The organism is Bradyrhizobium sp. AZCC 1719 (assembly GCF_036924525.1).
Lineage (GTDB): Bacteria > Pseudomonadota > Alphaproteobacteria > Rhizobiales > Xanthobacteraceae > Bradyrhizobium.
In genome coordinates, this window is record NZ_JAZHRU010000001.1 from 6143740 (window position 1) to 6156083 (window position 12344).

At 57.2% G+C, this 12344-nt stretch carries 8 protein-coding genes; 7 read left to right on the forward strand and 1 reads right to left on the reverse strand.

The genetic code is table 11. From position 1 onward, the window contains the following. Positions 1-72: 72 nt before the first annotated feature. The gene (locus V1292_RS29105) at positions 73-1530 is read right to left on the reverse strand and encodes a polysaccharide biosynthesis/export family protein (RefSeq protein WP_334376007.1); all 1458 of its coding nucleotides are present in this window, start codon (positions 1528-1530) and stop codon (positions 73-75) included. Positions 1531-1778: 248 nt separating this feature from the next. Here V1292_RS29105 and V1292_RS29110 point away from each other — a divergent pair, with 248 nt between their 5' ends. From V1292_RS29110 to V1292_RS29140, 7 genes are all read left to right on the forward strand, one after another. Further along, positions 1779-3275, forward strand: a complete 1497-nt coding sequence (locus V1292_RS29110) for an undecaprenyl-phosphate glucose phosphotransferase (RefSeq protein ID WP_334376008.1) — start codon at positions 1779-1781, stop codon at positions 3273-3275. Between the two features lie 143 nt (positions 3276-3418). After that, the gene (locus V1292_RS29115; RefSeq protein ID WP_334376009.1) at positions 3419-5251 is read left to right on the forward strand and encodes a Wzz/FepE/Etk N-terminal domain-containing protein; all 1833 of its coding nucleotides are present in this window, start codon (positions 3419-3421) and stop codon (positions 5249-5251) included. 297 nt (positions 5252-5548) lie between these two features. Beyond that, on the forward strand, positions 5549-6709 hold the full coding sequence (locus V1292_RS29120; RefSeq protein WP_334376010.1) for a glycosyltransferase family 4 protein: 1161 nt from the start codon (positions 5549-5551) through the stop codon (positions 6707-6709). After that, positions 6706-8076: an O-antigen ligase family protein gene (locus V1292_RS29125; protein WP_334376011.1), complete on the forward strand. Its 1371-nt coding sequence runs from the start codon at positions 6706-6708 to the stop codon at positions 8074-8076. The genes V1292_RS29120 and V1292_RS29125 overlap by 4 nt, the downstream gene beginning before the upstream one ends. A 2-nt stretch (positions 8077-8078) precedes the next feature. Next, a complete protein-coding gene (locus V1292_RS29130; protein WP_334376012.1) occupies positions 8079-9689 on the forward strand; it encodes a lipopolysaccharide biosynthesis protein in 1611 nt (536 codons plus the stop codon). Positions 9690-9703: 14 nt separating this feature from the next. Beyond that, entirely contained in the window at positions 9704-10549 is an 846-nt protein-coding gene (locus tag V1292_RS29135; RefSeq protein WP_334376013.1) for an FkbM family methyltransferase, read from the forward strand. An 87-nt stretch (positions 10550-10636) separates the two neighbouring features. Beyond that, entirely contained in the window at positions 10637-11914 is a 1278-nt protein-coding gene (locus V1292_RS29140) for a glycosyltransferase family 4 protein (protein ID WP_334376014.1), read from the forward strand. Positions 11915-12344: the final 430 nt, after the last annotated feature.

A 12344-nucleotide genomic window follows, 5' to 3' on the forward strand; every position in this document is an offset into this window, starting at 1 on the left:
ACGTGGCGCCCTTCCGATCCGAGGGCATCTCGCGCAGCGAATCGCCCCCGGTCGTATCGGTCCGGCCCATCGCTATGGAGTAGTTGAAGAACTGCTCTGCCTCTGGAGAGCCGCACCAAGACCGTCCTGATATCGCAGGGTGACCTCGACGGCATCCCCCGGACGCAGTTCGGTATCTTCGCTTGCGACAATCCGTTCCAGTCCCTTCTCGCTTTTTCTAACGATGGCAATCTCCGCTCTCGTGTCCGCTCCTCGTACGAGCTGTGATCGAACCATCGCGGTGTACTGAATCTTCTCGGCGACGCTCTGCAGCTTTTCGCGAATTTGGTTGAGCTTTACGCTGGTGTCCTGCAACTCGCGGAGCAGGTCGAGCCGTCGCTGGTCGTCGAGCTTTACCAGCCTTCTGGCGACCTCGTCCTGGTGCTGCTTGATCGACAGTAGTTGCGCAGAGGTCTGCAGTTTCCGAGTCGATGACAGCAGCACCCCGCGCCGGGCATCCGTAACGCGAGGGCTGGTCAATGACCCCTTGCCGTAGAGATCGGACACTTTCTGCAGCTCTTCGAGGTCTGACTGCAATCCCTCTGCCTCTTTCTTCTGCTGCTCCGAGAGCACGCGGACCTGATCCTCTCCCTGTCGGACGCTGCGCTGAAGGAACTCCTTTTCCCGCTGATAGTCACTCTGCTTTGTCTTCAGATATTCCGTTTCTGCATCGACGATTTCCGATATCGTCGATCGAGCTACGGGCACGTCCGTCAGAACGCCTGGATTGAGTTGCGTCCGCTCTCCGAGCTCATTCTTGATGCGCCACATACGCGCCTGCTCTTTGGCGAGTTCTGTCCAAAGCGATCCGTACTCGCTTCTCAAGTCCGCCGACTCGAGATAGGGATTACTCATTCTGATGCGCATGATGTCGTAGCCACCCGCCATGGCGACGAGTTGGCGCGCGGTGATGGCTGGACGATAAGAGTACTCACCCGGCTTCGACACGTCCCCATTTACGTATAGGGGCCTGTATTCGGCCACGATCGCCGTAACCTCATCTGCATCAATCACGATGACGCCCTCACGGCCATCCGGAGCCCTCTGTCGATACACCTTGCTAGCCAGTGCGGACCCAATTTTGGATCGGATCTGCGGCAGGGAGAGGCCGGCTACAGGAACCGTTCCGACTAGTGGTAATGAAATGTTCCCGTCAATTTGGACGGCAGCACGATGCCGCAGGTCCGGCACGCCTGCCACCGCGACCTCCAGTACATCTCCAACGTTTACTCGATACTCGGCGTTGGCTTGAGTGACGGAAATCGTCAGGCCGACAGCCACCAAGCCCCATCTGCAACGACCCAAGCTGCCGCCAAAGGCATCGATACGAATGCAATTGCGCTGTCTGGAGTTCGGCATGGCGGCAACTCTCTGTACGGACGTATTCACCGGAAATCCTTCGAATCGTTTCGCGGAAGGCAGCACATAGCCATCCCGCGCATCCGGCCGACCGTCGAGCCAGACGCTCCGCAAAATCAACGTTCTGTTCACTCATTGGGCGCCGGACGGCTCAGTGCCCTCTTCCGCCATGTTCGATTGATCCTCTATCAAAGTCGCATTCTCATCATTGGAATGGGCATTGCGAGCCGATTGCTTTCCAACAATTTTAGTCCCGCAATGCCGCAGCTCAATCGACCATCGTAGTTACCCCTTTCTACCCATTTATTGCCACTTCGAACCGTTGTCTCCGATGGTACTGATTTGGCCAGCGAGACAGAGTGACTGGGTGGCAAGGTGCTATGAGTTATGCCTCGTTTGCCAATGTGCCGGCCTCTACCAAGTTTCCAGCAGAGTCGGTCGACGTCGGCAGGGAAGCCCCAGTACGCATCGGCAGGGGCCGCTTGGCTGTCCTGTTGGTACTGGCAGCGGCGAGCGAATTCCTGCTCGTAACCGCTGCGGCCTATGCCGCAGCCTTCCTCTATTATCGGTTGGTGCTGCTGCACTCGCCGGATCCCGCCCAGTACATTCCGGAATCCCTTCTGATCGCTACCTTGCAATTGCTGGTTTCCATAGGGCACCGGCAATACTCACGGATTCAGACGCAGCCCCGCCACGTCTTCCTATGGAACGGCGCCAGCGGCGTCTTCCTCGTATTCTCCTTCTTTGTCTCGACGATATTCCTTTTGAAAGTCTCCGAAGACTACTCGCGCGCTACTGTCATAGCTCAAGCTGTGAGCGTTCTCCTTACGGTGCTCTGCACCCGTGCACTTTGGTTCTCATTACTACAGCCTTCGATTGCCTCAGGGTTGATAGATGCCAGGCGCGTCATTCTCATAGGAGACCCGAATCACTGCTTGCATTTTTCCGCGCGAGCAGCCGCCACCGGAATTCGAACCATCCGCTCGTTCGACTTTCCGACATTTCGCGCCGACTCTTCAGGACCGTCGCGCACCAGCACCGTCCAAGTACTGCCTGATGCCCGCTCACTGGTCGCGGATTGCCGCCCCCTTCGAGCGGATGACATTGTAATTTTGACTTCGGAGCCGGATATTCCGGTTGCTCTCGTCCTTGCCGGCGCCCTATCCGAGCTCCCAGTTGACGTTCACGTCGTCCCTGTTGGGACTGTCGATCTCATGGCCGTGTCGCGGATCACTCAGTTCGGCAACATGGTGACGATGCGGATCTTTCAGTGTCCCCTCACTCCATTCAACCGAGCAATAAAGCGAGCATTCGACGTCGTCGCTGCAATCGCCGGACTTATTGTAGCTAGCCCCGTCCTCGCTATCGTGGCGTTTGCAATCAAGCTCGACTCCCGTGGGCCCGTGCTGTTTCGTCAGAGGCGGCATGGCTACAACAACGAGCCCATTCACGTGCTTAAATTCAGATCCATGACCGTGATGGAAGAAGGCGACAATTTCAGACCTGCCACCAGACACGATCCACGTGTGACTCGTCTGGGACGTATCATGCGCCGTACGAACATCGATGAGCTTCCACAGCTATTGAATGTTCTCGTCGGCGACATGTCGCTCGTCGGGCCCCGTCCACAGCCAACCGCTCAAAACGAGGCGTTCGCTGAGCTGATTTCGTCATTTTTCCGTCGTCACAACGTCAAGCCTGGCATTACCGGCTGGGCTCAGGTCAATGGGTATCGTGGCGACACCGATACTCTCGAGAAGATGCAGCGCCGTGTGGAGCATGATCTCTACTATATCGACAACTGGTCGCTTCTTTTCGATCTCAAAATCATGGTCATGACCCTCTTTTCCAGAAAGGTGTACTGGAATGCTTATTGACGCGGCTCCGTCTGCTGCAACCAACCGACCTTTTCATTTAGTGAATCCCCAGGGTGCATTGGAATTGGGCATCCGCACCCCGTGCGCTTCGTATCATGATGTGCGGAGCCTCAGGTTGACACTACTAGCGGCAGTACAAGAAAATGCTGAAGACCAATAGACCGGACAATCCGGTAGAATCGGACGCTATGCCCCCTGAATTTCGCCTGCCGACCGAGTCGCTGGCGGGAGGGGTGGCATTTATTCGACGACGCACCTCGCTCATATTATCGACGTGTTTGATAACGCTTGGCGTTGGTCTCCTCTACCTCATTGCTGCAGTGCCGACGTTTACTGCCGACGCGCAACTCGTCGTAGAGTCGAAAGCGGCTGCGAGAGACGCCGCGTCCGTATCAACGATCGTGGAAAGTCAGATCGCAATCATAAAGTCTGAGAGTATCGCTCGTGCCGTAATAGGGAAACTAAGCCTGGCAGAGGATCCGGAATTTGTCCCGGAAAATGGCGTCCTGCGCAGCATGATCAAATCGATATCCCGGCTGCTCGGCTGGATCAAACCGGAAACGGAATCTGGCGCAACGAGGTATGCCCTGAGATCGTTCGAACGCAAGCTTTCGGCCAAGCGCGTCGGCCTTACGTACATTATCGAGATTAGCTTCGACTCCGTCGATCCTGACCGAGCGACGCAGATCCTCAACACCGTTGCGGAAACATATATCGCCGACCAAATGGACTCAAAATACAAATCGGTTTTGCGAAATGAGAAGTGGGTCAAGGATCGGATAAGCGAGCTGAGCAACGAAGCGTCGACTGCCCAAAAAGCATTGACGAACTATCGAAAGAACAGGAACGATACCGCGGATTCCGCAGAGACGGTCGATGCAGGCACACCCGCGTCCCAATTGACGGCAAGGACGCAAGGTGAGCTCCGAGAATTGGAGGCCGCCGCGGAATCCACCGCCAGGACTTATGATAATTTTCTCCGTCTCCTGCGTTACATCGAGGCGCAGCAGCAATCCTCGCCGGTATTGGAAGCCCGTCTGCTCGCCGAAGCTTCCCGTCCCTTGAGGGCCAGTTCGCCAAAAGTCGGAGTCGTGCTTGGAATATCGACCATTGGAGGCGCGCTTCTCGGCGTCGTTCTCGGAATGCTGCGCGATCTGTCAGATCGAAGCCTCCGCACCAGCGAGCAAGTCTGGAAAGCGCTTCAGATAGCCTGCATCGGAGTTGTCCCAGGGATCAAGTCCGACGGCGCCGTGCTTGGCTCGTTGTTTGCGGATAGCGCGCGTCGCCACAAGCGTGCTTTATCCAACCCTGTAGCTAGAAAGATCGCGCGTAGCGCGAGTCCAATCTGGACCATTACGGATGCGCCACAGTCTCGATTTGCGGATTCATTTATTGAGATCAAGCTAGCCATCGATTCCATGAACCGTCGGGGCAAGCGAAACCAGGTTATCGGGATTACCTCAACGCAAGCCGACGAGGGCAAGTCGACTGTTGCAGCGGCCTTAGCGTTACTCATGGCAAACACTGGGGCCAGAGTTATTTTGGTGGACTGCAACTTACGAAATCAATCACTCTCGGCCGCCTTGGCTCCGTCTGCGGAACTTGGTGTTTTGGATGTCATGTCGGGAGCGGCTTCAGTGCGCGAAACGGCGTGGATCGAGTCCACAACACAATTGGCTTTTCTACCGGTCGGCAACAAATCTCGACCAATCTACGCGAGTGAAGTCCTGGCATCTGAGCTGCTCGACAAACTGATTTGTGCTCTTCGCCAAGACTACGAGTACGTCATTGTTGATTTGCCGGCAGTGGAACCGTTTGCGGACGCGCGGGCCGCGGTGAATGTGTTGGATTCGTTCATTTTTGTGATTGAAGCGAGCCGTACGAATGCCGATGTCGTAAAGCGCGGGCTCGATGTTATTCGACATGAGAACGTCGCCGGCATCGTACTCAATAGAGCAAAATGCGATGGCGTGTAGGCGCATCTGGTATGCAAAGCGCGTGGTGCGAAGCTCTGCTGGTCCGTTCGTTAAGCAAATGCAAAGTACTGTTCGATGAGCCTGTCTATCAACAACGGAGATAGTGATCACCATCTCGGTGACCGCCGATCTGCTGAACTCGGAATGTCGCTCCGAGTCGTGCCGAAAGGACCTGCCCACAAAGCCGGTGCGCCGGGCCCGATTGCTGCGTTCGGTGAAAAGCCGGCTCGTGATTCCGAGGCGAGCCACCGACTATTCTGCGTTGCCAAGGATCGTTATCCCCCGTTTCGAGTGGACATGACCGAGCTGTTTTCACGGTGGCTCGTAGGTACGGGATGTCGCGTCGACTGGTTGATGGCGAGAAGTGGCCCCGGTCCGTCGGAGATTGTGATTGCTTCGCCTGGGGAGCGCACTTTCGTGCTCGGCAGCGGATCGATCCGCGCCCGGCTCGCAGGTCTGCGCCTCATGCTAAGGGCCGGCCTCGCCATTCTGCGCGGCGAGTACGACATTGTTCAGGCTCGCGACCGGTCGACATCATCACTTCTATTTCTCCTGCTGGCCAGATTGGCCGGTCGGCCGTTCGTATACTGGATGTCCTTTCCAATGCTGGAAGAGACACTCCAGCGGGCTCGCGACCGAAGAGAAGCTATTCCCGGCTGGCGCCGGTTGGCGATGCGGGCCTATGTGACGGCGGGAAGGCCTATCCTTTACCGCATCGTTCTGCAGGCCGCGGATCACGTCTTTGCCCAGAGCGCGCGAATGAAGGCCACACTCATTGAACGGGGGGTCGCGGCGCACAAAATAACGCCGGTTCCGATGGCGGTCTCGGTTGATCGATTCAACCTGTCGAACATAGCACCGACCGATGACCGGCGCCTGGGCGGGAGGAATGTCCTCCTCTACATCGGATCGAGCGGGCCGAGCCGCCGGATCGACGTCATCGTTCGGGCGCTGGGCGCGGTGGTGCGCAAGGGCTATGACGCCGTTCTCGTGCTGCTTGGCAACACGCGACCGACGGATCGCGACTCATTGCTTGACATCGCCAAGGAGGAAGGGATGGCTGATCGGCTGATCTTCACCGGGCATCTCCCCCTTGCACAGGCGCTCGGCTATGTCCGGCGCGCAGATGTCTGTCTGTCCCCCTACCCCGCCATCCCGATTTTAGCCGACGGAACCCCGACCAAGCTGGTGGAGTATCTTGCGATGGGCCGTCCGGTGGTCGCGAACGATCATCCCGACCAGCGCGAGATCCTGGAGGCGAGTGGAGCAGGATTGATTACCGACCTCTCTTCCGAAGGTTTCGCCGAGGCAATCGCCACTCTGCTTTCCGATAGAACCGTCGCGGAGTCCATGGCTGGGCGCGGCCCGCCCTGGATTGCTGCACACCGATCGTACGCCGTGCTTGCCGAGTTGGTCAGCTCCGTGTACGCGGAGCTTGTTCGAGTGAGACCACGGTGACGCCCGCAGGTTTGCCCCTAACCTATCAGTTCCGCGAGGAGCCTCGCCCGATACTCGCCGGGGACGTGTCCCGAAATTCTGCGAGTACGCCGGCCCATACATTCCTGATCATGTTCCTCGCAGCCGGTCTGCTGTTCGAAATCGGCGCATTCCGAATGCAGTTGTCTGGAAACGATCCCTTCGTCCCGATCGACGTGGGAGCAGCATCCATGACGGTCCAGATCCTGCTCGGATCGATCATTCTTGCTGCTGGCGGACTGCTCCTTTGCTCACGTCGGGCGAGCGACATGGCGCTCGGCACTTGGCCCATTTTCCTAATGCCGGCCATGGCGTTTGCGTCGATGCTTTGGTCTCCCGATCCCGGCTTCACGCTTCGAAAGGGCGTCGCCTTCACCGGATCGGTGCTGTTCGGGTTTTTGGTGGCGACAGTATTGAATACCCAAGACGCCGTTCGCCTGTTAGGCCGCGTCCTGTCGCTCACAATCTTGCTCAGCGTCGTTTATGTATTTCTTGCTCCGCGCTACGGAGTGCACAATGCTTCAGATTATTTCCAGTCAGTGCACGTCGGACACTGGCGCGGGGTTTTTTCCCATCGGACTGCATTGGGGCACGTCGCCGGCGTCAGCATGGGTTTGCTAATCTGCTATGGAAGCCTCATATGGCCGTCACGTATCATTCGCTATGGGATCGTGATTGTTTCAATTGCGTGTATCATTAACGCCGGCTCTGGTGGCGGCTTCCTGACGGCAGCAATCTTTCCCTCGGCGCTACTAGTCACGCAATGGTTGACCAGATTAAAACCCGCTCGCCGCGGCACGGTCCTCCTCTTGCTGCTCGCAACCATGCTGCCGGCGTTCCTTTTTGCACCGAAGCTGCTTACCGCGGTGCTTTCCGTCCTTGGTAAGCAACCCGATCTAACAGGTCGTATCCCCTTGTGGGACACGTTACTCATCTTGGCACAGGAGCACCTTCTCTTTGGATACGGATATGCCGCCGGTTTCGTCTACGAGGTCCAACCCCAGATTTTGGCCGCGACGGGATACGAATATCCGCACTGCCACAATGGGTATCTTGAGGTACTGATTGCCTTCGGCTATTTCGGGCTTGGTATCTGCTTAGCTGTCATAATCTGGCTCTTGACGGTAACGGGGCGGCTCGTTGTCGCTCCTCCCGCTCACCTCGGTCATTTGAGTGGGTTTCCCTTCGTTGTTGTCATCTACACGCTTGGCGCCAACTGCATCGAATCCTATCTGATAACCGAGTGCTACGCAGTCGTACTGCTTGCACTGGCAGCGGGCCTCACAACAAGAGCAAGGATTGAAGTGCGAGACCTCCACGCGCTTACCGCCAGCTTCCGCCGGGGTTGACCATGTATAGCCAAAGTCAATTGAGCGCTGGCGGGAGCAACCGGTCGCTCCCTGAAGGACGAGACGAAATTTACGTCAGGCCCCGAATTAGGCGTGCGCTTTGCATTCATATCAGTGCGAGAGCCGCGAACCTGATCCTCGCATTCGGATTTCAGGTCCTCGTCGTCAAGAGTCTGCCGGTCGGGGACTACGCGACCTACGCCATCCTCCTTGCCGCCTTGATGCTCGGGCAGAACATATTGTCATTCGGCATCGAACGGACGGTGTACCGGTTTGTCCCCGATCTAACATTGCGCGGAGAACGCGACGCATTGCTCGCCCTGGGGCTCGGGATCGTGGTGGCGCGCGTCGCCGGGATTACGCTGTTCCTCATCGCTATCGAATACGGCTTCCTCGACTGGTTCACGTCCGAAAAGCTTACAACCACCACGCGTATTGCATTCACCGTATGGTACATCGCGACAAGCATCTTCAGTGATGCCGATGCGCTGGCGCAGACCTGGATTGCTCATACCCGGTTAGCAATCGCGACGACCGTGGAAATCATCAGCCGCTTTGCCGCGGTCGTAGTCCTTCTCGCAACGGGCCACGCCGCTACCGCCGAGCTGATTGTTGTGAGCAGCGCCGCGACTGCCCTGCTGGCATTGGCCACGGTCGTCATCCTTCTTGTGCCAGTCGTCACCCGGTTGTGGCGAAGCCAGGTCGCCGCGGACACTCCTATGCCGATCTACGTTAAGCAAGCGCCACGCTTCGCTGCAACGATCTATCTGGCACACTTTGCCTGGGTGGTGTCGAACCCTTCCGTCGTGCGGCTGGTAGCGGCCACTGGTCTCGACGTGCTGGCCCTTGCCGGATTTTCCTTTGCACAAAGTCTCCTGGGATCGCTGCAGCGTGGCCTCCCAGGGAGACTGGTGCTGCCGGGCTTGGAGCCGATGGTCATGGCCAACATGGCCCAGGGGGTATCGCGCGAAAGACTTTTCGCTCCACTATCGCTTGTATACAAGCTCGACCTCGTTTGTAGCCTTGCTATCGTGATAGCCACTTCGGTAGCCGGCGAAGCGATCGTCCGGATACTGGCGACGCCGGCATATGCCGAATATTTCTTTGTGTTGCCGGTGCTTGCGGGCATGATGGCTATCAACACAGCCTACAGAATTTTCGAAATCGTAGGTAACTTAAATTTCAAGCAGAAGGTGTTCCTGCTCCTATCTCCCCTTGGATTGGCGTCGGCCGGTGCGATCTATGTCACCATAGGAAGGTACGGCATTTGGAGCGCACTTGCGTTCCCTATGGTAGAGAGTTTTGCAAGGTTTTGCATTTTTCTATTTGTTTATCGAAGAGAGATGGTGGGTCGTGCCATCGACCTCGTAACGATGACTCAATTCGCCCTCGTCGGCCTTCCTATTATCCTGGCGGGTTTGGCCGTCAAGGAAGTGATCGGAGTTGCCTCAGATCATGCAGCGCTAGCCGTCGCGGGCGGATGCGTCGCCGCGATGATCGGCGCCATTCTCCTCCTGCGCCCGATACGCCCGGACGAGCGGGAGGTGGCATTGAGCATCATACCTGAATCGTGGTCTGGGCCTCGCAATCTTACCGTGTGGCTAACGCATTGATCGGGGAGGATGAGATGGCCGAGTTGAAACATCCAGATTTGGTTTACGACGTCGGAATGAGCCGAGGTGAAGATACTGAATTCTATTTGAAGAAAGGCTACCGGGTTGTTGGTTTCGAGGCCGATCCGCTGCTTGTGGATCACTGCCGAAAGCGCTTTGCGGCTGCGCTCGCAGACGGTCAGTTAGATATTGTTGCAGGTGTGATCTGCCCTGATCCACCAGCGTCTGGAACTGTCGCTTTTTATCGCAGCACGAACGATCAGTGGGGTACCGCCCGTCTGGAGTGGGCCGAGCGAAACCAACAGCTCGGGAGCAGCTCTTCGGTGATACAGCTTGAGACGGTTGATTTCGCCGGCTGTCTCGCCAAGTTCGGAATCCCTCATTATATGAAGATCGATATAGAGGGTGCGGACCTCGTCTGCGCCAAGATGCTGCTGCAGTTTACGGAACGCCCAGACTATCTCTCGATCGAGTCCACAAAAACGGATTTCTCGGCTCTACTTGGCGAGTTTGATCTCTTGTCCAAGCTTGGTTACTCCCGCTTTGCGGTAGTACAGCAGCAGACGATCGATGGCAGGTCGTATAAAGGACAATCGCTTACCGGCAATACGGTACAACATGTCTTTCCGCGGGGCGCATCGGGGCCCTTCGGTAACGAGATCGCGGAGCCGTATTTGTCGCCGGCTGAAGCGATCAGGGATTATGAACGTATTTTTAGAATGTACCGATTGTTCGGCGACGACTCGCCCTTGCGGCGGAACATCATTGGCCGGCAGCTCTACAAGACCTCGTCGCGTCTGCAGAAACATCTCCGAGTGGCGATACCTGGTTGGTATGATACCCACGCGGCGCTGCATTGAAAGTGAGCTGCACGCCGCATCGAGCTCGCTCTGCATTTTGCGGCGGACGCTCGCAATCCGTCCGGTTCGATTTCTTAGGATTCCGTCATGAACACACTGACGCGGTCGTCCCAAACGGAAAGCGAAAAACGTTGCGCCGGGACCAAAGGGACGGAAGGAAGCTTAAGTCGCGATGTCAGCGGCCCCCACGTACCGGTCTCCGCACGTGCTCCAATGAGACCGAATGCTCACCCCAAGGGAACCCGCATTCAAGTGGATAACGGCACGCTCGAAATGTCCGCCGATCAGGACGCACTTCGCGTGATGGTGGTCACTCCCTTTGGCCAGTATGGCCGAGGAGGAATTGATCGGCTGACGGATCTCATCATTGATTCCATCGGCCAGCGCAAGGAACTCGGGGTTGAGGCAGAGCGACTGGTGACCAGGGGAGAGAAGAGATGGTGGCCGCTCGTTTTTGCGCGCGCACTGATTCAGTTAGTAGCCGCGACCAGACGGCGTGAGGTTGACCTGCTACACATTCAACTTGCATGGCGCGGCAGCGTCTACCGCAAACTCATGATCGCGGCGATTGCGCGGTATTCGGGAGTTCCCTACGTCGTGCATCTTCACAGCGGCCGGTTCGGGCGTTTCTGGGCTAACTCCGGAGTATATTTGGCCGGGAGGATCGACCGGCTCTTGATCGATAGTGCGGCGATCATTGTTCTGGGGCAGTGTTGGGCGCGCCTCATTGTGGATCGGCTGCCAGACGTGAGGGACAAGATCACAATTCTTCCGAACGCGTCCCCCCCGCCGAGCGGGCCAAATCGCGACCGGGCGCAGGGTGAGCCGATCCGAATTACCTTTCTGGGTCAAGTTCGACCCGAGAAGGGAGTTCCGCAACTCATTGACGCACTCGGAAGATTATCAACCCGCGCCGACTGGTCGGCGACGATAGCCGGACATGGCGAATTGGATCAGAGTCGTGCCCATGCTCAACGGTTGGCAATTGTCGATCGAGTGAATCTACCGGGCTGGCTTGGCCCCCACGAAACCGCGACGCTGCTCCGCAGCACCGATATCCTGGTGCTCCCGTCGTTCGTGGAAAATCTCCCGATGGTAGTGATAGAGGGCTTTGCCCATGGCATAGCCGTGATTGCAACGCCAGTTGGCGCAGTACCCGAAGTCATTGATCACGAACGCAACGGCCTGCTCGTGCCAGTCGGCGATATCGGGGCGCTCGCTGCTGCGCTTGATCGGCTGATCGAGAATGGGGAGTTGCGGCGAAGACTGGGCGACGCTGCTCGTCGCGACTATGCCGAGCGATATGAGATCAGCGCCTATATCACACGCCTGGTTTCAACCTGGCGAAGGGCGGCGAGATGTTGAAGTATGCGACCGTCCCTTCGCGATGGCATTTCACGGTAGAACGCATGGTCGACGGCCACACGGACGTTGTCCAGACGCTCTTGCGCCACCAGTGATGGCCCGCACACGAATTGAATAGACCTGCCGCGGTACTTTTATCGCTTCGATTATGTAGACGGGATCTCGTCATCATGAGCCTCGCCCGAAGATCTGCTGGCACTATGTCCCGAGCCTGGTTCATGACCGGCGTTGCCGACGGCGCATCCAGCAAACAGAAAGCATGGGCGTGGCCGAACTGGGTAACCCAACTGGTCGCAGCCGTTTGAAACGTGGACTAGGGAGATTTGTTTCCGGACGTTTCTGCGCGCGAGCTTTGAGATGCTGACCGAAAATTTTGTTACAACACATCGACGGTGGTTGCTACGCGGGACGACGGAATGTGGTTACACCA

Coding starts and splice junctions, on each gene's coding strand:
- V1292_RS29115 (WP_334376009.1), top strand. CDS start 3,419: ATGCTGAAGACCAATAGACCGGACAATCCGGTAGAATCGGACGCTATG.
- V1292_RS29130 (WP_334376012.1), top strand. CDS start 8,079: ATGTATAGCCAAAGTCAATTGAGCGCTGGCGGGAGCAACCGGTCGCTC.
- V1292_RS29140 (WP_334376014.1), top strand. CDS start 10,637: ATGAACACACTGACGCGGTCGTCCCAAACGGAAAGCGAAAAACGTTGC.
- V1292_RS29110 (WP_334376008.1), top strand. CDS start 1,779: ATGAGTTATGCCTCGTTTGCCAATGTGCCGGCCTCTACCAAGTTTCCA.
- V1292_RS29135 (WP_334376013.1), top strand. CDS start 9,704: ATGGCCGAGTTGAAACATCCAGATTTGGTTTACGACGTCGGAATGAGC.
- V1292_RS29120 (WP_334376010.1), top strand. CDS start 5,549: ATGACCGAGCTGTTTTCACGGTGGCTCGTAGGTACGGGATGTCGCGTC.